Origin of the sequence: Amycolatopsis kentuckyensis (assembly GCF_041679295.1) — a bacterium.
Taxonomy (GTDB): Bacteria; Actinomycetota; Actinomycetes; order Mycobacteriales; family Pseudonocardiaceae; genus Amycolatopsis; species Amycolatopsis kentuckyensis_A.
Genome location: NZ_JBGDMD010000005.1, coordinates 705,280 through 726,867 on the forward strand (window position 1 = coordinate 705,280; position 21,588 = coordinate 726,867).

Sequence of the window (21,588 nt, forward strand, 5' to 3'; positions counted from 1 at the left end):
GCCGCCAGGCGTTTCGTCCCCGTGTGGGTGACCGGGAACCGGTCGTCCGTACGAGAGCGACGAACCGAGGAGCACCGGGATGTACCCCCAGGCCCAACTGGACGACGGCGCGACAGGCGTTCCGTCGCAGCCGTCCTTCCCCGCGCTGGAGAAGCAGGTCCTCGCCTACTGGGAGACGGACCGGACGTTCCAGGCGACCATCGACGCCCGCCCGGCCGGCGAACACGGCGACAACGAGTACGTCTTCTACGACGGCCCGCCCTTCGCCAACGGCCTCCCGCACTACGGCCACCTGCTCACCGGGTACGTCAAGGACCTGGTGCCGCGCTACCAGACCATGAAGGGCCGCAAGGTCGAACGCCGCTTCGGCTGGGACACCCACGGCCTGCCCGCCGAGCTCGAAGCGATGCGCCAGCTCGGCATCACCGAGACGTCCGAGATCGAAGAGATGGGCATCGCGAAGTTCAACGCGGCTTCGCAGGAGTCCGTCCTCCGCTACACCGACGAGTGGCGCGACTACGTCACGCGCCAGGCGCGCTGGGTCGACTTCGACAACGACTACAAGACCCTCGACGTCACCTACATGGAGTCGGTGCTGTGGGCGTTCAAACGCCTGTGGGACAAGGGACTCGTCTACGAGGGCTACCGCGTCCTGCCGTACTGCTGGCGCGACGCGACGCCGCTGTCCAACCACGAGCTGGGCATGGACGCCGACGTCTACCGCAACCGCCAGGACCCGGCCGTCACGGTCGGTTTCCGGTTGGAGGGCAACGACAACGACGGTGTCGAACTTGACGGAACGTACCTCCTGATCTGGACGACGACCCCGTGGACGCTGCCGTCGAACCTCGCGACCGCCGTGCACCCCGAGGTGGACTACGTCGTAGTCGAGAGCGAAAGCTTGCCCGGCAAGCGGTTCCTGCTCGCCGAAGCGCGCGTTGCCGCGTACGCGCGTGAACTCGGCGAAGAGCCGGCGGTCGTCGCGCGCTACACCGGTTCGCAGCTGCTCGGCACCCGGTACGCCCCGCCGTTCCCGTACTTCACCGGCACCGAGAACGCCCACCAGGTGCTGGCGGCGGACTACGTCACGACCGACGACGGCACCGGGATCGTCCACATCGCACCCGCCTACGGTGCCGACGACAAGGTCGTCACCGACGCCGCCGGCATCCCGCCGGTCACGCCGGTCGACGCGCACGGCAAGTTCGACGCGACCGTGCCGGACTACGAGGGCCAGCAGGTCTTCGACGCCAACCCGAACATCGTGCGGGACCTCAAGAACGGCACGGGATCGGCGGGCCGGCAGGGCGCTTTGCTGCTGCGCCACGAGACCTACGACCACTCCTACCCGCACTGCTGGCGCTGCCGGAACCCGCTGATCTACCGCGCGGTCTCGTCGTGGTTCGTCGCGGTGACGCAGTTCAAGGACCGGATGGTCGAGCTCAACCAGCAGATCACCTGGTACCCGGAGAACGTCAAGGACGGCCAGTTCGGCAAGTGGCTGGAGAACGCCATCGACTGGTCGATCTCCCGCAACCGGTACTTCGGCACGCCGATCCCGGTGTGGCAGTCCGACGACCCCGAGTACCCGCGCACCGACGTCTACGGCTCGCTCGACGAGCTGGAGGCGGACTTCGGCGTGCGGCTGGACAACCTGCACCGGCCCTACATCGACGAGCTGACCCGGCCGAACCCGGACGACCCGACGGGTCAGTCGACCATGCGCCGCGTGCCGGACGTCCTCGACGTCTGGTTCGACTCCGGCTCGATGCCCTACGCCCAGGTGCACTACCCGTTCGAGAACGCCGACTGGTTCGAGCACCACTACCCGAGCGACTTCATCGTCGAGTACATCGGGCAGACCCGCGGCTGGTTCTACCTGCTGCACGTGCTCGCGACGGCGCTGTTCGACCGGCCCGCGTTCCGCACCTGCGTCTCGCACGGCATCGTGCTGGGCTCCGACGGCGCGAAGATGTCGAAGTCGCTGCGCAACTACCCGGACGTCAACGAGGTCTTCGAGCGCGACGGCTCCGACGCCATGCGCTGGTACCTGATGGCGAGCCCGATCCTGCGCGGCGGCAACCTCGTCGTCACCGACAAGGGCATCCGCGACGCCGTCCGCCAGGCCGTGCTGCCGCTGTGGAACTCGTACTACTTCCTCGCGCTGTACGCCAACGCCGAAGGCGTGGAAGGCAAGTGGCGCACGGATTCGCCGAACGTGCTCGACCGGTACGTCCTGGCGAAGACGCACGAGCTCGTCACCGACGTCGAGTACGCGATGGACCACTACGACGTCGCCGGCGCGTGCCAGACCGTGCGGGACTTCCTCGAGGTCCTCACGAACTGGTACGTCCGCCGCTCGCGGGACCGCTTCTGGGCCGGCGACCAGGACGCCATCGACACGCTGCACACCGTGCTGGAGGTGACTTCGCGGGTGACGGCGCCGCTGCTGCCGCTCACCACCGAGGTCGTCTGGCGCGGCCTCACCGGCGGCCGCTCGGTGCACCTCAGCGACTGGCCGAACGCGAACGACCTGCCCGCGGACGCGGCGCTGGTCACCGCGATGGACCGGGTGCGGCAGGTGGCGTCGTCGGCGCTGTCGCTGCGGAAGGCGAACAAGCTGCGCGTGCGGCTGCCGCTGTCCTCGCTGGTGGTCGCGGCCGACGACGCCGAGACGATGGGTGCCTTCGCCGACATCCTGCGCGACGAGGTGAACGTCAAGGCGGTCGAGCTGACCACCGACGTCGCCGCGCACGGCGGGTTCGAGGTCGCGGTCAACGCCCGCGCCGCCGGCCCGCGGCTGGGCAAGGACGTCCAGACCGTGATCAAGGCCGTCAAGGCGGGCGACTGGTCGTTCCAGGGCGGCGCCGTCGTCGCGGCCGGCTTCACGCTGCGCGAAGGCGAGTTCGACCGGCGGCTGGTCGCCAAGGGCGGCGGCGCGGCGGCCGAGCTGCCCGGCGGGTCCGGCCTGGTCCTCATCGACACCGAGGTGACGCCGGAACTGGCGGCCGAAGGCCTGGTCCGCGACCTGATCCGGGTCGTGCAGCAGGCGCGCCGCGACGCCGGGCTGGACGTCGCCGACCGGATCGCGCTCACCGTGGACGCGCCGGCCGGCGTCGTGGAGGCGGCCCGGACGCACGAGGAGTTCCTGGCGTCGGAGACCCTCGCCACGTCGGTGACCTACGGCGCGGTGTCCGACGGTTCCGCCGGCACGGTCGGCGACGGCACGAAGGTCACGGTCGCGGTCGAAAAGGCCTGAACTGTCGGAGGTGGCCGGTAAGGTGATCGCTTGACCGGCCACCCCGACGCTTCGTGGGCGGCTTCCTTGGGGGAGGGGATCGCGAAATGAGTCCTGCCAGAAGACGCGGCATCCTGATCGGCGGCGCCCTGCTCGTCGTCGTGGCGGTGGTGGCGGCGTTCTTCCTGCTGAACGGCGGTTCGACGCCCGAGGCGGAGGCCGGGGCGACGAGCGTCGAGAGCCCGGGCGCGGCCGACCCGCGCACGGCGATCACCGAGTACCTGCAGGACGTGGCCGAGAACAACCCGGACGCGGCGGCCAAGCTGACCGATGCCGCACCCGCGGCCGGGGTGGCGCTGCGGGACGCGCGCAACACGCTGAACCCGAGGTCGGTCGTGGCCAAGCTGACCGTCCTGCAGCCGACCCCGGCCGGGGCCAAGCGGACCAGCGGGACGTTCAGCATGTCCTGGGCGCTGAAGCCGGGGAACTGGACCTACGACGTGCCGTTCGAGCTGACCCAGGCCGACGGGAAGTGGCTCGTGCACTGGGCGCCGTCGCTGCTGCACCCCAAGCTCGAAGCGGGACAGCGGCTGGTGGTCAGCACGGCGGTGCAGGACACGACGGCGGTCGCCGACCGGGACGGCAAGCCGCTGCTGATCAACGGGGCCGGCGGCCTGCGCGTCGTCGACGGCGACCCGGCGCCGCTGCTGCGGTCGGCGCTCGGCGGGCAGGTCACGGCGGCGAGCGGGAGCGGCTTCGCCGTCCAGCGCGTCGACACGAGCGGGAAGAGCGTGGAGACGCTGTTCGGGAAGGCCGACGGCGAGGCGAAGGCGCTGACGTCGAGCCTGAGCCTGACCGCGCAGAACTCCGCGCAGGCCGCGGTCGACAGCTTCAAGGGCTCGGCCATGATGGTCGCGCTCGACACCGGCTCGGGCGACATCCTGGCCGTCGCGCAGAACTCGGCCGCCGGGAAGGACCCGAAGGCGCTGCACGGCCTGTACGAACCCGGTTCGTCGTTCAAGATCGCGACCTCGGTTGCGGCGGTCCAGCAGAGCGGCCTGAACGCGCAGTCGCCGGTCGACTGCCCCGGCGTCGCGACGATCGGGACGCGGACGGTCAAGAACGAGGGCTTCGAGCTGGGCGCGACGAACCTGCAGACGGCGTTCGCGCGGTCGTGCAACACGACGTTCGGGCAGCTGGCGCTGGACCTCCCGGCCGACGGGCTGGTGAAGGCCGCGAACGAGCTGGGCCTCAACGCCGACTACGAGATCCCGGGGATCGACACCGAGCTGGGCAAGGTCGAGCCGGCGGCGAGCAAGGACGAGCAGGTCGAGGACGGGTTCGGCCAGGGCCGGATCCAGGCGAGCTGCCTCGGGGGAGCGCTGATGGCGGCCACGGTCGCGTCCGGCAAGGCCATCACGCCGCGGCTGTGGCACGACCTGGACACGAACGTCGTCAAGGGCTATTCGCCGCCGCCCGCGGCGGTGCTCGCCCAGGTGCGGAAGATGATGCGGGCCGTCGTGACCAGCGGGACCGGCCGCGGCGCCGGGGTCGCGGGCGAGGTCTACGGCAAGACCGGCACCGCCCAGTTCGGCGACGGTTCGGACGCCACGGGCTGGTTCGTCGGGTACCGCGGAAACGTGGCGTTCGCGGTGCTCCTGGAGGAGTCCAACGACTCGGGCCCGGCGGTCACCGTGGCGGCGAAGTTCCTGAAGGGGATCTGACGCTTCGGCCGCGGCTGAAGAGCGCGGGTCGTAGCGTGGGGGCATGGAGACGATCGCCCTCGCCGAGGTCGCCGCGGTGCTCGCCGACCCGAGCCGGGCCACCATGTGCCTCGCGCTGCTCGACGGCCGGGCCTGGACCGTCGGCGAGCTGGCCAAGGCGGCCGGGATCGCGCTCTCCACGGCCAGCGAGCACGTCACCCGGCTGGTCGACGCCGGGTTCGTCGTCCGGGTCAAGCAGGGCCGCGCGAGCTACGTCCGGATCGCCGACCCGCGCGTCGCCGAGCTGATCGAGCACCTGGCCCAGCACGCCGAGCACCGACCGGTGACCGGGCTGAGGTCGTCGCTGCGGGTGAAGCGGCTCGGCTTCGCGCGCACCTGCTACGACCACCTCGCCGGCGTGCTCGGCGTCGCCGTCCGCGACGGCATGCTGGCCACCGGTCTCGTCGACACGGCCGACGGGCTGACGCTGACCGGCCGCGGCCGCGAGGTGCTGGCCGGGCTCGGCGTGCCGGTCGCGGCCGGCCGCCGGCCGCTGCTGCGCGACTGTCTGGATTGGACGGAACGCCGCGACCACCTCGCCGGCGCCCTGCCCGCGGCGTTGCTCGACCGGGCGGTCGAAGCAGGTTGGGTCGGCCGGGACGGCCACCGCGCGGTGAAGGTGCATCCGAGTGCCGTCAAGCCGTTCGCGGCGCTCGGTGTCGATCTCGCTGCGCTCGGTGGTCCTTAACACACCAAGTGTCCGACTCGGGCCGGCGGTACACGAACGAGTTAACCCACCCGCTTCACTATTCTGAGTGCCCACGGCACTCGGAGGGAGGCGGCATGGACCAGCTCCCCGTGTTGCTCGGCGTCGGCGGCGTCGTGCTGCTCGCGTCCGTGCTCGCCGTGCGCGTCTCCATCCGGCTGGGCCTGCCGTCGCTGCTGCTGTACCTCGGGATCGGCGTGCTGCTCGGCGAAGCCGGCTTCGGCATCCGGTTCGACAACCCCGAGCTGACCCAGTCGCTCGGCCTCGCCGCGCTCGTCATGATCCTCGCCGAAGGCGGGTTGACGACCCGCTGGTCGGCCGTGAAACCCGCGCTGGGCCTGGGAATCGCACTGTCCACAGTGGCCGTTGTGGTGAGTGTCGCGGTCACCGGCGCGGCATTGCACTTCCTGCTCGGCCTCGACTGGCGGTTCGCTCTGCTGTGGGGCGCGGTGCTCGCGTCGACCGACGCGGCGGCGGTGTTCTCGGTGCTGCGCACGGCGGGGATCGGCAAGCGCCTGGTCGGGGCGCTGGAGCTGGAGTCCGGCATCAACGACGCGCCGGCGTACATCGCCGTCGTCGTGCTGGCCGAAGGCACCACTGTGGACTGGACGTTGCCGCTGCTGGTGGTCTACGAACTCGGCGCGGGCCTGGCGATCGGGCTCGCCTTCGGCTGGCTCGGCGGGATCGCCCTGCGCCGGGCCGCGCTGCCGGCGACCGGGCTCTACCCGCTCGCGACGGTCGCGGTCTGCGTGGTGGCGTACTCGTCCGGGCAGCTGGCGCACGCGTCCGGCCTGCTCGCGACGTACGTCGCCGCGCTGGTGCTGGGCAATTCGCGGCTGCCGCACCGGTCGGACACGCTGTCGTTCGCCGAGGGGCTCGGCTGGCTGGCGCAGATCGGGCTGTTCGTGCTGCTCGGGCTGTTCGCGTCGCCGAGCCGGCTGTTCGAGACGCTGATCCCGGGCCTGGTCGCGGGCGCGGTCGTGCTGCTGCTGGCCCGGCCGATCTCGGTGGTGCTTTCGGTGCTGCCATTCCGGCTGCCGTGGCGGGAGCAGGCGTTCCTGTCGTGGGCCGGCCTGCGTGGCGCGGTACCGATCGTGCTGGCGATGATTCCGCTGTCCCAGGGGTTGCCGGGCGCGCAACGGCTGGTCGACGCGGTGTTCGTGCTGGTGATCGTGCTGACGCTGGTCCAGGGCGCGACGCTCGGCCCCCTCGGCCGCAAGCTCGGGCTGGCGAAGAAGTCCGAGCCGCACGAGGTCGAGGTCGACAGCGCACCGCTGGACGAGCTGGGCGCGGAGCTGCTCCAGGTCCGCATCCAGCCGGGCTCCAAGCTGCACGGCGTGTACCTGTCCGAGCTGAGGCTGCCGACGGGGGCGACGGTGAGCTTGGTCGTCCGCGAGGGCGCGGGGTTCACGCCGCAGAAGACGAGCCGGCTGCAGGAGAACGACCAGCTGCTGGTGGTGACGACGGCGGCGGTCCGCGACGCGGTCGAGCGCCGGTTGCGAGCGGTGGACCGGGCCGGCCGGCTGGCCCGGTGGCGCGGCGAGTCGGGGCGCTAGCCCGTTCGTGGCGTGGCCGGGCTGTGGCCCGATGGGACGAGTCCGCGCCGGCTCGCCAAGCGCGCGCCCGACCAAACCTGCTACTGCGAGGGGCCACCTTCCCAGCGCGCCCGCTCACCCGGGCGCACGAGCCGCCCCAAGCCGGTGCGCCGATCCGCCAAGCGCGCGACCGAACCTCTGCTTGCTGCCTCGACCCGCGCGTTGTCCGGTCCCTGTCCACTCTCCGCGCCGACCTGGTGATCTTTTCCCGCCAGGGTGATCTTCCCCGTCCAAGATCTTCCCCATGATCCAACCTTTGGCCTACTCTCCGCCCGATCGAGTTAGTTCGAATGGGTGAGCGTTAAGCCAAAGGGAGTACGCACGGTGACAAAACTGCACGTCCGCAGGACCGCCCTGGCCGTCGCGATGACCGCCGTCCTCGGCCTGCTCGCCACCCCCACCGCCACCGCCGAAGCGGCTCCCTTCCCGGCGCTCGCCCTTCCGTTCAAAGCCGGCCAGCAGGTCTACTCTGCCGGCATCCACTCCGACGACGGCGGCACCGGCGTCGAGAACGCCATCGACTTCAGCCCGGCCGACAGGACCGTGCGCGCGCCGCTGGCCGGGACCGTGCACCTGCGGCACTGCGCCGGCGGGGACTGGGTCACCGTCGACCACACCGGCGGCTGGCGGACCGGCTACTACCACCTGGAAGGCATCGCCGTCACCGACGGTGAGCACGTCGAGGCGGGGACCGTCCTCGGGTCGACCGGCAACGCGCTCCCGTGCGGCGGCACCAGCTCCGGTGCCCACGTCCACTTCACGCTCTGGACCGTGAGCGGGGACGGCCAGGCGGTCGCCGAACCCGTCGACGGCAAGAGCATCGGCGGCTGGCGCTTCACCGCGGGAGCCGAGCAGTACACCGGCACCGCGACGCACCTCGCGGACAACGCCGTGACGCAGCTCCCGGGCCACTTCCGCGCCAAGCTCTGACGCTCACGGGCTGTGAGCGGCGTCTCAGAATGTGAGTCGGGGGTTGGCCGCCGGCCGCGTTCTCGGTTACCTTCGGGCTCAGGTCATGAGTGCCAGCGATAAGCCCCGGCTTGCTGGCCGGCAACCCTCCTACCGCGGTGGGGTGCCCCGGGTGAAGACCGGGCCGGTCGCGCCGTGCGACGGGCAAGCGCGGGCCCCTCGCCGGGGTCCCCCGGACCGCCGAGGAGGCACCGATGACCCTCGCCATCGACCGCACCAGCACCACCACCGCACTGGCCGGACCCGGCACGCTCACCGAAGCCGCGCCCGTCGCCCTCCAGCCGGAACCCGTTGCCACGCCGGACATCCCGGCCGTCGCCGGGGCCGCCCTGCGCGTCCCGCTCGTCACCGGCGAGACCATCGGCTACGCCAACCTCGACCACGCCGCGAGCGCTCCCTGTCTCGACGCCGTCCGCGCGAAGGTCGACGAATTCCTGCCCTGGTACGCCAGCGTCCACCGCGGCGCCGGCTTCGCTTCCCAGGTCTCGACGAAGCTTTACGAGCGCACCCGCGACGTCCTGCGCCGCTTCGTCGACGCGCGCCGGACCGACACCGTCGTGTTCACCCGCAACACCACCGACTCCTTCAACCTGCTCGCCCGCAGCCTGCCCCGGCACACGACGGTGGTCGTCTTCGACACCGAGCACCACGCCGCGCTGCTGCCGTGGCAGGGCCCGAACGTCCGGCGGATCCCGACCCCGCGCACCCGCCTCGCGGCAGTGTCCGCTGTGGACGAAGCGCTCGCGGACGCCCCGCAGGGACCGCGGTTGGTCGTCGTCACCGGAGCGTCCAATGTGACCGGTGAGCTGCTCCCGGTCGCCGAAATCGCCGCCGTCGCGCGGAAGCACGGCGCGCGCATCGCGCTCGACGCCGCCCAGCTCGCGCCGCACCGCCGGATCTCGATCAAGGATCTGGACGTCGACTACGTCGCGCTGTCCGGCCACAAGCTCTACGCGCCCTTCGGTGCGGGCGCACTGATCGGCCGCGCCGACTGGCTGCGTGCCGCCCGGCCGTACCTCGCCGGCGGCGGCGCGACCAAGCTCGTCACCGAGGACGCCGTCGTCTGGAACACCGGGCCCGAGCGCCACGAAGCCGGCTCGCCCAACACCGTCGGCGTGTACGCGCTCGGCGTCGCCTGCGAGACCCTGGCCGAAAACTGGGCCGCGATCGAACACCACGAGCAGGCCCTGCTGACCCGGCTGCGCAAAGGGCTCGAGGGCATCCCCGGCTGCGCCGAGCTCCGGCTGTTCGACGCGCCGGTCGACCGGGTCGGCACGGTCAGCTTCGTCGTCGACGGCTTCGACCCGGGCTGGGTCGCCGCGGTGCTGTCGGCCGAGTACGGCATCGGCGTCCGCGACGGCGCCTTCTGCGCCCACATCGCGGCCAAGCGCCTGATCGGCACCACCGGCGGCAGCGGGCAGCAGGCGATCCGCGTCAGCCTCGGCCTGGGCAGCACGGAGGAGCACGTCGACCGGGTGACCCGGGCGCTGCGCCAGATCGTCGCGCGCGGGGCCCGCTGGGAGTACGCGAAGGTGGACGGCCGCTGGGCCCCGGTCGGCGACCCGCGGGAGCTGCCGCCCTTCTGCTGAGCGGCCGGCCCGGGCCGGCGAGCTGCTCGCCGGCACCCGATACCCTGCGGTGATGGGGAAAGCGCGACGGTCCTGGTTCCCGTTGGCGGCGCTGGGGTTCGCCCTGCTGGTGATGGTGGCGGTCGAGCTGCTGCCGGAGGACACCGCCCGGGGCCACCAGCTGACCCAGGGCCTCGGCACGGGCGGGATCAGCGGCACCGGACTCGCCGACAACCAGCTCTCGGGCATCGCCTTCGCCACCGCCACCGCCACCGACGTGGTCCCGTCGGCGAAGCTCGGCTGGCTCGCCTGCCTCGCCTGCGTGGTGCTCGCCGTGGCCGGCTGGTACTGGCTGTCCCTGCGCCGGGCCGGGACGCCGCCGCGGCCCGTCCGGTTCGTGCTCGGCACCCTCGGCGCGCTGGCGGCCGTCCCGCTGCTCGACCTCGTCGGCGCGCTGGAGCTGCGGCTGCCCGGGGACGTCCGCGGCGCGCTCCTGGCCGCGCTCGGCCTCCTGGTGCTGGCCGCGTACGAGCGCAGCTGGTTCCTCGCCGCCGTCGACGCGGTGTTCCTCCTGGTCGCGACGGTCTTCCCGACCGCGTCGGCCGGTGCGCTGGTCTCGGCGGGCCTGCTGTTCGCCGCCGCGTTCGCCGTGCTCCTGCGCGGCCCGGTCACCGCCGCCGACACGGCCTGACCAGCACCGTGGAGAATGGAGCGGTGAGCACCGAGCCCAGCCACTCCGAACCCGACACCGAATCCGACGCGGTCGCCGCCGAGGCGCTGCCCGAGACCGTGCAGGAGACGCCGGAAGAGCCGGCGAAGCCGCTGCCGAAGCGCCGCGTGGGCTGGGTGTTCGCCGTCGCCGTCGTGTTCTGGGCGATCGACCTGGTGACGAAGAACCTGGTCGTGGCCAACCTGGAGGGCAAGGAGCCGGTCAAGGTCCTCGGCGGGCTCGTCTACCTGCAGGTGATCCGCAACCCCGGTGCCGCGTTCTCGATGGCCACCGGCATGACGTGGGTGCTCGCGCTGGTCGCGCTCGCCGTCGTCATCGCGATCATCTGGCTGTCCCGGCGGCTGCGCTCGATCGGCTGGGCCATCGGTCTCGGCCTCGTGCTCGCCGGCGCCACCGGCAACCTCACCGACCGCATCTTCCGCGCGCCCGGCGGGCTGCAGGGCCACGTCGTCGACTTCATCTCGGCGTTCGCCCCGAACGGCAAGGGCTTCGCGATCTTCAACATCGCCGACTCGGCCATCTGCGTCGGCGGCGCGCTGATCGTGCTGCTTTCGCTGCTGGGCAAGGACTACGACGGCACGTCGACGAAGGACAAGAAGAAGGTCGAGAAGGCTCAGGAGGAGCAGGCGTGAGCGCGCGGATGCTCCCGGTGCCCGACGGGCTCGACGGGATGCGGGTCGACGCCGGTCTCGCCAAGCTGCTCGGCCTGTCGCGGACCGTCGTCGCGGAGCTGGCCGAAGCCGGGGACGTGCTGCTCGACGGCCGTCCGGCGGGCAAGTCCGACCGGCTCTCCGGGGGCGGCCTGCTGGAGATCACGCTGCCGGAGCCGGCGAACCCCGTCGAGGTCGTCGCCGAGCCGGTCGAAGGCATGCAGATCCTCCACGACGACGACGACATCGTGGTGATCTCGAAGCCGGTCGGCGTCGCCGTGCACCCGAGCCCGGGCTGGACCGGCCCGACGGTCGTCGGCGGCCTCGCCGCGGCCGGCCTGCGCATCGCGACCTCGGGCGCGGCCGAGCGCCAGGGCGTGGTCCACCGGCTCGACGCGGGCACCACCGGTGTGATGGTGGTGGCCAAGAGCGAGCACGCGTACACCGTGCTGAAGCGCGCGTTCAAGGAACGCACGGTCGACAAGGGCTACCACGCGATCGTCCAGGGCCACCCCGACCCGACGCGCGGCACGATCGACGCCCCGATCGACCGCCACCCGCGCCACGACTACAAGTTCGCGGTCGTCCAGGGCGGCCGCGAGAGCGTCACGCACTACGAGGTCGTCGAGGCGTTCCGGGCGGCGTCGCTGGCGCACATCAAGCTGGAAACCGGGCGGACGCACCAGATCCGCGTCCACTTCTCGGCGCTGCGCCACCCCTGCGTCGGCGACCTGACGTACGGCGCGGACCCGGTCCTGGCCCGCCACCTCGGCCTGAGCCGCCAATGGCTGCACGCGAAGACACTGGCGTTCGCGCACCCGGCGGACGGCCGCTGGGTCGAGTTCGAGTCCGAGTACCCGGACGACCTGGCGAAGGCCCTCCAGATCCTGCGGGACGAGAGCTATTAGTCCTCGATCGACCAGGTCAGCGTGCGCTCGTCCGGCTCCGGCCGCGGGCTCCAGCGCACCGACACCACCCGCGTCGCGTCCGGCAGGACGTACACCGTGTGGCCGCCCAGGGTTTCGCCCGGCTGGACGCCGATCTTGTGCGGCGGCCGGGACGTCAGCGACACCGGCGCCTTGCCGATCGCGGAGCCGTCGGCGGCGAGCAGCTCGAGGTAGTTGTCCGGCAGCGACGCGAACGGGATCGACCCGCGGTTGGTGATCTCGGTGTGCACGACCACCGCGCGTTCGCCCGCCTCGAGGCGGTACCCCGCCGCGCTGAACAGGTAGTCGGCCGGGTCCTGGACCTCCAGCAGCTGCACCGTCAGCTGTTCGCCCTCCAGGCCCTGGGTCTCCATGACCTCGCCGAGCTTGCCCTTCTTGCCGGTGCCGGCCGGCCGGGCGGGCTCGTCGCCGCGGGCCCACGACGCCGTCTGCGGCAGGCCCCACGTGCTCACCACGGGATCGACCGGAACCGGCGGCGGGGCGAACTGGGGCCGCGGCGGCGGGCCGGGATAGCGCCCGGATGGCGTGCCCTGGACGTTGTAAGGGCCCGAAGGCGCGCCCTGGACGGTGTACGGACCCGACGGCGCGCCTTGCACGTTGTACGGCCCCGAGGGCACCCCCTGCGGGCCCGGGCCGGGCGGCGGCATCGGCGGCGCGGGCTGCTGGGGCACCGGGTGCGACGGCGGCGCGAACTGCTGCGGGGCCGGGCCCTGCGGCCGCGGCCGGTTCGCCCACGACGGAGGCGCGCCCGCGATCGCCGCGCGCAACCCCTGCGGGTCGCTCTCGACGCCGACGAGCAGCGGCAGCCCGCTGCCGGACAGCGCGACCAGCCGGTAGGCGACCTCGCGGGGATCCATGCCGACCTTGGCCGCGAGCTCGTGCACCGCGGTCTTGCCGAGATCGGCGAGCGCGGCGAGCAGGCGGATGTCCACGGGATCGGTCACGGCCACCCGCAGAACGCTACCGCCTCGCCGATCCTCCCGTACCAGGCCCGTCCGGCGGCTCACCGTTCTTGTCGGTGATCTCCGTTAGGGTCGGTACGAGCACAACATCGAAGCTGGGGGTCCTGCCCATGACCGCGGTCACCGAACTCGCCGAGGAGTTCGTCGAAGCCCTGTTCGCCGCCGATCCGCTGACGCCCGCCATCCTGGGCATCCGGCCGGCCGAGCCCGGCCTGCCGGACTTGTCCGCCGAGGCCGAGCAGGCGCACCGGGCGACGCTCGCGGGGTTCGCCGACCGGGCCCGCGCGCTGGACGCCGGGGAGCTGTCGGCCGAGGACCGCGTCACCCGCGACGTCCTGATCGCCACGGCGGAAGACCGCGTGGCGGCGATCGACAGCCGGATGGCCGAGTTCACCGTCACCGACATCATGGTCGCGCCGGCGGCGTCGCTGCTGATGGTGCTGCCGATGACGACGGTGACCGCGGGCGAAGCCGCGGAGGCGCAGCTCGGGCGACTGGCCGCCGTCCCGGGGTACCTGCGCCAGGCCGCCCGGCGCCACACCGAGGGCATCGCCGCCGGCCGCACCCCGGTGGCGCACCTGGTCGAGGCCGCGATCGCGCACCTCGACCGCTACCTCGCCGCCCCGGAGGCGGACCCGCTGCGCCGCCAGCCCGCGCCGGACGAGGAGTTCGGCCGGCGGCGCGACGAGCTGCTGGCCGACGTCGTCCGCCCGGCCTTCGCCGAGTACCGCGCGTTCCTCGACACCGAGGTGCGGCCGCACGGGCGGCCCGCCGACCGGCCCGGCGTGAAGTGGCTGCCCGGCGGCGAAGAGGCGTACGCGCGGCTGGCGAAGGTGCACACCACCACCGACCGCACGCCCGAAGAGCTGCACCGGACCGGCCTCGACGTCATCGACTCCCTCTCCGCCGAGTACCGCGAGCTGGGGCAGAAGGTGTTCGGCACCGACGACCTGGCCGAGATCTTCGAGCGGCTGCGCACCGACCCGGCCCTGCGCTGGACCGACGCCGAAGAACTGCTGGAGACCGCGCGCACGGCGGTCGCCCGCGCGACGGCCGAAGCCCCGAAGTGGTTCGGCTCCGTGCCGTCGCAGCCGTGCCTGGTCGAGGCGGTGCCGGAGGAGGCCGCGCCCGGCGCGCCCCCGGCGTACTACCTGCGGCCGGCCGCCGACGGCTCACGCCCGGGCATCTACTTCGCGAACACCTACGAGGCCACCGAACGGTTCCGGCACTCCGCCGAGTCGGTCGCGTTCCACGAAGCCGTGCCGGGCCACCACTTCCAGCTGAGCGTCGCGACCGGCCTGACGGACCTGCCGCTGCTGCGCCGCATCGGCACCTTCACCGCCTACACCGAGGGCTGGGGCCTCTACAGCGAGCGCCTCGCCGAGGAGATGGGCCTGTACTCCGACGACGTCGCGCGGCTGGGCATGCTGACCGCCGACTCGATGCGAGCGGGCCGGCTGGTCGTCGACACCGGCCTGCACGCCCTCGGCTGGAGCCGGCAGCAGGCCGTCGACTACCTGGCCGAGAACACGCCGATGGCCCGCGTCGAAATCGAGGCCGAGGTCGACCGCTACATCGCGTGGCCCGGCCAGGCGCTGGCGTACATGGTGGGGCGGCTGGAGATCCAGCGGATCCGCGCCGGCGCCGAGGAGCGGCTCGGCTCCCGCTTCGACATCCGCGCGTTCCACGACCTGGTGCTCGCCGGGGGTGCCCTGCCGCTGTCGGCGCTCGCCGCCACCGTCGACGACTGGGTGGCCGGCCACGGCGACACCGCCAACGGCCTGGCCGCCGAGCTGGTCGAGCTGACCTTCGAGCACGAGCCGCTGTACCCGTCGGTCTTCGGGCTGCCCGGCGACCACGACCGGCTGGCCGACCAGTCCCGGGCGGCGCAGGAGCGGTACCGCGTCGCCTATCGCGAGCTCGCCGCCCGGGCCCGGGCGCTGCCCGCGGACGGGCTGACGGCGGAAGAGGCCGTGACGCGCGAAGTCGTGGTCGCCGCCGCCGAGGTGGAGGCCGACCGGCTCGGCGCCCGCAGCGCCGACATCGCGGTCAGCGACGGGCTGACCGCGCCCGCGCTGGGGCTGCTGCTGTACCTGCCGTACTACAAGCTGGACGACGAGAAGAAGGCACGCGGCTACCTGGCCCGGCTCGCGGCGAGCGCGACCTTCCTCGAGCAGCTGACCGAGCGGCAGCGCGAAAGCCTGGCCGACGGGCTCGTGCCGGCGGCCTACCTCGCCCGCGTCGGTGTCGAGTACATCGACCGCTACCTCGCGGCGCCGGAGTCCGACCCGCTGAAGGTGGGCACGACCGCGGACGTCGAAGGCTTCGAGGCCGAGCGCGACCGGCTGCTCGCCGAGGTCGTCCACCCCGCGTACGCCCGTTACCGGGACTTCCTGCGCACCGAGGTCGAGCCGGTCGGCCGGCCCGACACCGCGCCCGGCATCGGGCACGTGCCGGGCGGCGCCGAGCGGTACGCGGCGCTGATCCGCGCGGAGACGACGACCGAGCGCACCGCCCAGGACCTCCACGACACCGGGCTGGCGATCATCGAAAAGCTCGCGGACGAGTACCGCGAGCTGGGGCGGAAGGTGTTCGGCACCACCGATCTCGCCGAGATCTTCGAGCGGCTGCGCACCGATCCGGCGTTGCGCTGGCGCGACGGCGAGGAGCTGCTGTCGGCGGCCCGCGACGCCATCGCCCGCGCCGAAGCCGTGGCACCGCGGTGGTTCTCGAGCATCCCGGCGGAGAAGTGCGAAGTCGCGCCGGTGCCCGAGGCCGACGCGGCGAGCGGCACGATCGCGTACTACCTCCAGCCGTCGCTCGACGGGACGCGGCCGGGGACCTACTACGCCAACACCTACGAAGCCGACAAGCGCCCGCGCTTCACCAGCGAGGCGATCGCGTTCCACGAAGCCGTGCCGGGGCACCACTTCCAGCTCAGCCTGGCCCAGGAGCTGACGGACCTGCCGCTGCTGCGGCGGATCGGCATGTTCAACGCCTACGCCGAAGGCTGGGGGCTCTACGCGGAGCGGCTCGCCGACGAGATGGGCCTGTACTCCGACGACGTGGCGCGCCTGGGCATGCTGACGCAGGACTCGATGCGGGCCGGCCGGCTCGTCGTCGACACCGGGATGCACGCGCTGGGCTGGAGCCGGCAGCAGGCGATCGACTACCTCGTCGACCACACGCCGATGGCGCGGATGGAGATCGAGGCGGAGATCGACCGGTACGCCGGCTGGCCGGCCCAGGCCCTCGGGTACATGGTGGGGCGGCTGGAGATCCAGCGGCTGCGGGCCGAGGCCGAGGAGGCGCTCGGTGACCGCTTCGACATCCGCGCCTTCCACGAAGTCGTGCTGGGTCACGGCATGCTGCCGCTTTCGGCGCTGGCCAAGGTCGTCACGGACTGGGTCGCGGCCCGGGGCGACACCGCCGACCGGCTGGCCGACGAGTGCCTGGAGCTGATGTTCGAGGCGCAGCCGCTGCTGCCGTCGCTCTACGGCCTGCCCGGCGCGCACGACAAGCTCGCCGACCAGTCCGCCGAAGCGATCGCCCGGCAGCGCGCCGGGTTCGCCGCGCTCATCGCGCGGGCCGAGGCGCTCGAGGCGCCGTCGCCCGCCGAGCGCGTCACGCGGGACGTCGTGATCTGGCAGGCCCGCACGCTGATCGACACGCTGGACTCGGGCCGCGCGGACATCGCGGTGAGTGACGGGCTGGCCGCGCCGGCGCTGGAACTGCTGATGATGCTGCCGCAGACGGTGCTCGACGACGAGGCCAAGGCCCGCGGCTACCTGAGCCGGCTCGGCGCGATCGGCACGTACCTGGACCAGCTGATCGAGCGGCAGCGGGCCGCGCTCGCCGAAGGTCTGACACCGCCGGAGTTCCTGGCGCGCATCGGCGTCGGCTACGTCGAGCGGTACCTCGCCGCGCCGGAGGGCGACCCGCTGAAGGTGCCGGTCCACGGGCTCGAGGCCGAGCGCGACCGGCTGCTGGCCGAGGTCGTGCGACCCGCCTACGCGCGCTACCGGGACTTCCTGGCCGACGAGGTGGTCCCCGTCGCGCGGCCGGAGACGTCCCCGGGCATCGGCGACCTGCCGGGCGGCGCGGAGCGGTACGCGAAGCTGATCCGCGCGGAGACGACGACCGAGCGCACGGCCCAGGACCTGCACGACACCGGGCTGGCGATCATCGAGCGGCTGGCGGGGGAGTACCGCGAGCTGGGCGCGAAGGTGTTCGGCACCACGGACCTCGCGGAGATCTTCGAGCGGATCCGCACGGACCCGGCGCTGCGCTGGCGTGACGGCGACGAGCTGCTGAACGCGGCGCGGGAGACGATCGCGCGGGCGGAAGCCGTGGCGCCGCAGTGGTTCCTGCGGGTGCCCGAGCAGAAGTGCGAGGTCGCGCCGGTGCCGCCCGCCGAGGCGGAAAGCGGCTCGATCGCGTACTACATCGACGCGTCGCTGGACGGTTCGCGGCCGGGCACGTACTACGCCAACACGCACGAGGCCGACCAGCGGCAGCGGTCGCTGGGGGAGGCGGTGGCGTTCCACGAAGCCGTGCCGGGGCACCACTTCCAGCTGACGCTCGCGCAGCAGCTGACGGGAGTCCCGCTGCTGCGCCGGATCGGCATGTTCAACGCCTACGCCGAGGGCTGGGGGTTGTACGCGGAGCGGCTCGCCGACGAGATGGGGCTGTACTCCGACGACGTGGCCCGGCTCGGCCTGCTGACGCAGGATTCGATGCGCGCGGCCCGGCTGGTGGTCGACTCGGGCCTGCACGCGCTGGGCTGGAGCCGGCAGCGGGCGGTGGACTACCTGGTCGAGAACACGCCGATGGCCCGCATCGAGATCGAGGCGGAGATCGACCGGTACGCGGGCCACCCGGGCCAGGCGCTGGGCTACATGGTGGGCCGCCTGGAGATCGAGCGGCTGCGGGCGGAGGCGGAGCAGGCACTGGGCGAGGAGTTCGACATCCGCGAGTTCCACGACACGGTGCTGGGCAGCGGAACGGTTCCGCTCCCGGTACTGGCGGACGTGGTGGCGGAGTGGGTGGCGGCCCGCGCGAAGTGAAGGGCGCCCGGGCCCGGCGGCGGTGACTCGTCGCCAGGCCCGGGACTACCAAGACGAGGAGCACACGTGACCTGGCTCGACCTCGCCGACGACACCGCGTTCGGCCTGGACAACCTGCCCTACGGCGTCTTCTCGGTCGGCGGCGCGCCCGAGCGGCGCGTGGGCGTGCCCGTCGGTGAGCACGTCCTCGACCTCGCCGCCGCGGCCGAAGAGACCGCCGCCGCTTTCGCACCACTGCTCGGCGAAGGTGTCCTCAACCCCTTTCTCGCCGCCGGGCCCGACACCTGGCGGGAAGTGCGCGAAACCCTCCGGGAGTGGCTCACCGAACCCCGGTACGCCGACCAGCTCCGCCCGCACCTGCACCCGCTGACCGAGGTCACCACGCACCTCGCCTTCGATGTCGCCGACTACGTCGACTTCTACTCCAGCGAGCAGCACGCCCTCAACGCCGGCCGGATCTTCCGGCCCGACGCTGCCGAGCTCCCGCCGAACTGGAAGCACGTGCCCATCGCCTACCACGGCCGGGCGGGCACGGTCGTCGCGTCCGGCACCCCCGTCGTCCGCCCGCACGGGCAACGCAAGCCGCGCACCGCCGACGCCCCCTCTTTCGGACCCTCGAAGCGGCTGGACATCGAAGCCGAAGTCGGGTTCGTGGTGGGCGTTCCGGGCGCGCGGGTGTCCACTGAGGACTTCGCCGCCCACGTCTTCGGCGTCTGCCTGGTCAACGACTGGTCGGCCCGCGACATCCAGGCGTGGGAGTCCCAGCCGCTGGGCCCGTTCCTCGGCAAGTCGTTCGCGACGTCGGTGTCGCCGTGGATCGTCCCCCTCGCCGCGCTCGACCACGCGCGCGTCGACGGCCCGCCGCAGGACCCGGAGCCGCTCGACTACCTCCGCACCCCCGAAAAGCAGGGCCTCGACCTGGCGATCGAGATCCGGCTCAACGGCCACCTCGTGTCCAGCCCGCCCTTCGCGACGCAGTACTGGACGGCGCCCCAGCAGCTGGCGCACATGACGGTCAACGGCGCGAGCCTGCGCACCGGCGACCTGTTCGCCTCGGGCACCGTCACCGGCCCGGACCGCGACCAGCGCGGCTCGTTCCTGGAACTGTCCTGGGGCGGCCGGGAACCCCTGGAACTCCCGGACGGTCGGACCCGCACGTTCCTGGAGGACGGCGACGAGGTCACGATCACCGCGACGGCCCCCGGGCCGGGCGGCGCGCGGATCGGCTTCGGGGAGGTGCGCGGCACGGTCGTCCCCGGCTGACGCGTGCCGATCCGCCCGCCGCCGGGTCCGGACTGCGGGGGACACGTGCGGATGAGAGGGTCGGCCGGTGGGGAAAGCCGTCGTGAAGAAACCGCTGAGGCGTGCCGGTGCCACGCTCGCCCGGTACCGCGAACGCGACGGCGACCACTACGCCGCCGCCGTCACGTTCTTCAGCCTGCTCGCGCTGGTGCCGCTGGTCATGGTCGCCGTGTCGGTGGCCGGGTTCGTGCTGGCCGGCGACCAGCTGCTCGCCGCCGAGCTCGACCGGGTCATCGACGGCGCGCTGCCGCCGGAGATCGCCGGGCGGGTCAACGACGTCGTGCACACCGTCGTGGGCGAACGCGGGCGGATCGGGCTGCTCGCGCTGACCGTCGCCGCGTACTCGGGGTGGAGCTGGATCAGCAACGTCCGCGACGCCGTCACCGCGATGCTCGGGCAGGAGCGCACCACCCGGCCGCTGCTGCGCGGGATCGCCGCGGACGTCCTCGCGCTGATCGGCGTCGGGCTCGCGATGGCGGTGTCGTTCGGGCTGGCGGCGCTCACCGGCGCGGCCGGGTCGTGGCTGCTCGGCCTGACCGGGCTGACCGGCGGGTTCGCGCAGTTCGTCCTCGTCGCCGGTTCGCTGCTGCTCGGCCTCGCGGCGAACTGGCTGGTCATCGCGTGGTGCCTGGCCCGCCTGCCGCGCCGTCCGCTGCCGTTGCGGTCGACGTTGCGCCCGGCCGGGGCCGCCGCGGTCGGGCTGGCCGCGCTCCAGCAGGCCGGCGGGCTGTACCTGCACCTGCTCGGCCGCTCGCCCGCGGTCGCGGCGTTCGGCACGCTGGTCGGCGTGCTGCTGTTCGTCTACCTGGTGGTCCGCTGGCTGCTGATGGTGACGGTCTGGCTGACGGTCCGCGACGACCCACCGGCGGCCACGCTCGCTGCCGACGTCCGCTACGCCGGGACGACGCTCGGAGCGGGGGCATCGGCGGAACTGGTGGTCCGCACCCTGACCGGCCGCTGAGTGGCGGCGCGCACATCGTCCCCGCGTGAGGCGCCGGGCCCCAGTAGGCTCTCCGGCTAAGCGCTTGCTCAGCAACGGAGGTGGCCATGCGGATCGGGACCGCGATCAACTACGCCGGAGGCTTCGCCGACAGCGTGGCGGACATCGTCGAGCTGGAGAAGGTGGGACTCGACGTCGCGTTCGTTCCCGAGGCCTACTCCTTCGACGCCGTCAGCCAGCTCGGCTACCTCGCGGCGAAGACCGAACGCGTCCAGCTCGCGTCGGGCATCTTCCAGATCTACACCCGCACGCCGACGCTGACCGCGATGACCGCGGCCGGGCTCGACTTCGTCTCCGACGGGCGGTTCATCCTCGGGCTCGGCGCCTCCGGGCCGCAGGTCATCGAGGGCTTCCACGGCGTGAAGTACGACGCGCCGCTGGCTCGCACCCGCGAGATCGTCGAGATCTGCCGGCAGGTGTGGCGCCGCGAACGCGTGGTCCACGACGGCAAGCACTACACGATCCCGCTGCCGCCGGAGCAGGGCACCGGCCTCGGCAAGCCGCTCAAGCTGATCAACCACCCGGTGCGCGAGCGCATCCCGGTGCTGCTGGCCTCGCTCGGCCCGAAGAACGTCGCGCTCACCGCGGAAATCGCCGAGGGCTGGCAGCCGATCTTCTTCCACCCGGAGAAGGCGGCCGACGTCTGGGGCGAGTCCCTCGCGGCCGGCAAGGCGAAGCGCGATCCGGCGCTGGGCGAGCTGGACACGTTCGTCAGCGTGGCGCTGGCGATCGGCGACGACGTCGAGCCGCTGCTCGACCACCTGCGCCCGATCGTGGCGCTGTACGTCGGCGGCATGGGTGCGCGCGGCAAGAACTTCTACAACGACCTCGCCTGCCGCTACGGCTACGAGGCCGAGGCGAAGCTGATCCAGGACCTGTACCTCGACGGCAAGAAGGAGGAGGCCGCCGCGGCAGTGCCGGTCGAGCTGCTGCGCTCGATCTCGCTGGTCGGCCCGGCGGGGTACGTGAAGGAGCGGCTGGCGGCGTTCGAGGAAGCCGGCGCGACGACGCTCGTGGTCAACCCGATGCTGCCCGGCCGCGAGGCGCGGGTGTCGGCGGTGGCCCAGCTCCGCGACCTGCTCGCCTGAACGA

14 protein-coding genes and 1 riboswitch are annotated in these 21,588 nt (G+C 72.7%); of the genes, 13 read left to right on the top strand and 1 reads right to left on the bottom strand.

The window, feature by feature from the left end; all coding sequences use genetic code 11:
• The first annotated feature begins 79 nt into the window (after nt 1–79).
• The 9 genes from ileS (at nt 80) to ACERZO_RS24145 (ending at nt 12,127) form a co-directional block, all read left to right on the top strand.
• On the top strand, nt 80–3,259 hold the full coding sequence (ileS, locus tag ACERZO_RS24105) for an isoleucine--tRNA ligase (protein WP_372666979.1): 3,180 nt from the start codon (nt 80–82) through the stop codon (nt 3,257–3,259).
• Between the two features lie 86 nt (nt 3,260–3,345).
• Complete coding sequence (locus tag ACERZO_RS24110; protein WP_372666980.1) at nt 3,346–4,962, top strand: penicillin-binding transpeptidase domain-containing protein; 1,617 nt, start codon at nt 3,346–3,348, stop codon at nt 4,960–4,962.
• Nucleotides 4,963–5,005: 43 nt separating this feature from the next.
• Nucleotides 5,006–5,689: an ArsR/SmtB family transcription factor gene (locus ACERZO_RS24115; protein WP_372666981.1), complete on the top strand. Its 684-nt coding sequence runs from the start codon at nt 5,006–5,008 to the stop codon at nt 5,687–5,689.
• A gap of 95 nt (nt 5,690–5,784) precedes the next feature.
• A complete protein-coding gene (locus tag ACERZO_RS24120; protein ID WP_372666982.1) occupies nt 5,785–7,263 on the top strand; it encodes a potassium/proton antiporter in 1,479 nt (492 codons plus the stop codon).
• Nucleotides 7,264–7,626: 363 nt separating this feature from the next.
• On the top strand, nt 7,627–8,232 hold the full coding sequence (locus tag ACERZO_RS24125) for a M23 family metallopeptidase (protein WP_372666983.1): 606 nt from the start codon (nt 7,627–7,629) through the stop codon (nt 8,230–8,232).
• 81 nt (nt 8,233–8,313) lie between these two features.
• A riboswitch (SAM riboswitch) is annotated at nt 8,314–8,428 on the top strand.
• A gap of 37 nt (nt 8,429–8,465) precedes the next feature.
• Nucleotides 8,466–9,860 (top strand): aminotransferase class V-fold PLP-dependent enzyme, encoded by a 1,395-nt coding sequence (locus ACERZO_RS24130; protein ID WP_372666984.1) that lies wholly within the window; start codon nt 8,466–8,468, stop codon nt 9,858–9,860.
• A gap of 52 nt (nt 9,861–9,912) precedes the next feature.
• Complete coding sequence (locus ACERZO_RS24135) at nt 9,913–10,530, top strand: hypothetical protein (protein ID WP_372666985.1); 618 nt, start codon at nt 9,913–9,915, stop codon at nt 10,528–10,530.
• Between the two features lie 98 nt (nt 10,531–10,628).
• Nucleotides 10,629–11,201 (top strand): signal peptidase II, encoded by a 573-nt coding sequence (gene lspA, locus ACERZO_RS24140; RefSeq protein WP_444843230.1) that lies wholly within the window; start codon nt 10,629–10,631, stop codon nt 11,199–11,201.
• The gene (locus tag ACERZO_RS24145; RefSeq protein WP_372666987.1) at nt 11,198–12,127 is read left to right on the top strand and encodes an RluA family pseudouridine synthase; all 930 of its coding nucleotides are present in this window, start codon (nt 11,198–11,200) and stop codon (nt 12,125–12,127) included. The genes lspA and ACERZO_RS24145 overlap by 4 nt, the downstream gene beginning before the upstream one ends.
• Here ACERZO_RS24145 and ACERZO_RS24150 read toward each other — a convergent pair.
• Nucleotides 12,124–13,116: an AsnC family protein gene (locus ACERZO_RS24150; RefSeq protein ID WP_372666988.1), complete on the bottom strand. Its 993-nt coding sequence runs from the start codon at nt 13,114–13,116 to the stop codon at nt 12,124–12,126. The genes ACERZO_RS24145 and ACERZO_RS24150 overlap by 4 nt on opposite strands.
• Before the next feature lie 122 nt (nt 13,117–13,238).
• On the opposite strand from ACERZO_RS24150, the gene ACERZO_RS24155 reads away from it, so the two are divergent.
• From ACERZO_RS24155 to ACERZO_RS24170, 4 genes are all read left to right on the top strand, one after another.
• On the top strand, nt 13,239–18,194 hold the full coding sequence (locus tag ACERZO_RS24155; protein ID WP_372666989.1) for a DUF885 domain-containing protein: 4,956 nt from the start codon (nt 13,239–13,241) through the stop codon (nt 18,192–18,194).
• Between the two features lie 66 nt (nt 18,195–18,260).
• Nucleotides 18,261–19,457, top strand: coding sequence for a fumarylacetoacetase (gene fahA / locus ACERZO_RS24160; protein ID WP_372666990.1), 1,197 nt, complete (start codon nt 18,261–18,263; stop codon nt 19,455–19,457).
• Between the two features lie 82 nt (nt 19,458–19,539).
• Nucleotides 19,540–20,457, top strand: a complete 918-nt coding sequence (locus ACERZO_RS24165) for a YhjD/YihY/BrkB family envelope integrity protein (protein WP_372666991.1) — start codon at nt 19,540–19,542, stop codon at nt 20,455–20,457.
• Nucleotides 20,458–20,543: 86 nt separating this feature from the next.
• Complete coding sequence (locus ACERZO_RS24170) at nt 20,544–21,584, top strand: LLM class F420-dependent oxidoreductase (protein WP_372666992.1); 1,041 nt, start codon at nt 20,544–20,546, stop codon at nt 21,582–21,584.
• Nucleotides 21,585–21,588: the final 4 nt, after the last annotated feature.

Bases quoted from the DNA above. Each gene is read 5' to 3' on its own strand.
- ACERZO_RS24115 (WP_372666981.1), top strand. From the start codon at position 5,006: ATGGAGACGATCGCCCTCGCCGAGGTCGCCGCGGTGCTCGCCGACCCG.
- ACERZO_RS24130 (WP_372666984.1), top strand. From the start codon at position 8,466: ATGACCCTCGCCATCGACCGCACCAGCACCACCACCGCACTGGCCGGA.
- ACERZO_RS24155 (WP_372666989.1), top strand. From the start codon at position 13,239: ATGACCGCGGTCACCGAACTCGCCGAGGAGTTCGTCGAAGCCCTGTTC.
- ileS (WP_372666979.1), top strand. From the start codon at position 80: ATGTACCCCCAGGCCCAACTGGACGACGGCGCGACAGGCGTTCCGTCG.
- ACERZO_RS24110 (WP_372666980.1), top strand. From the start codon at position 3,346: ATGAGTCCTGCCAGAAGACGCGGCATCCTGATCGGCGGCGCCCTGCTC.
- ACERZO_RS24135 (WP_372666985.1), top strand. From the start codon at position 9,913: ATGGGGAAAGCGCGACGGTCCTGGTTCCCGTTGGCGGCGCTGGGGTTC.
- ACERZO_RS24170 (WP_372666992.1), top strand. From the start codon at position 20,544: ATGCGGATCGGGACCGCGATCAACTACGCCGGAGGCTTCGCCGACAGC.
- ACERZO_RS24120 (WP_372666982.1), top strand. From the start codon at position 5,785: ATGGACCAGCTCCCCGTGTTGCTCGGCGTCGGCGGCGTCGTGCTGCTC.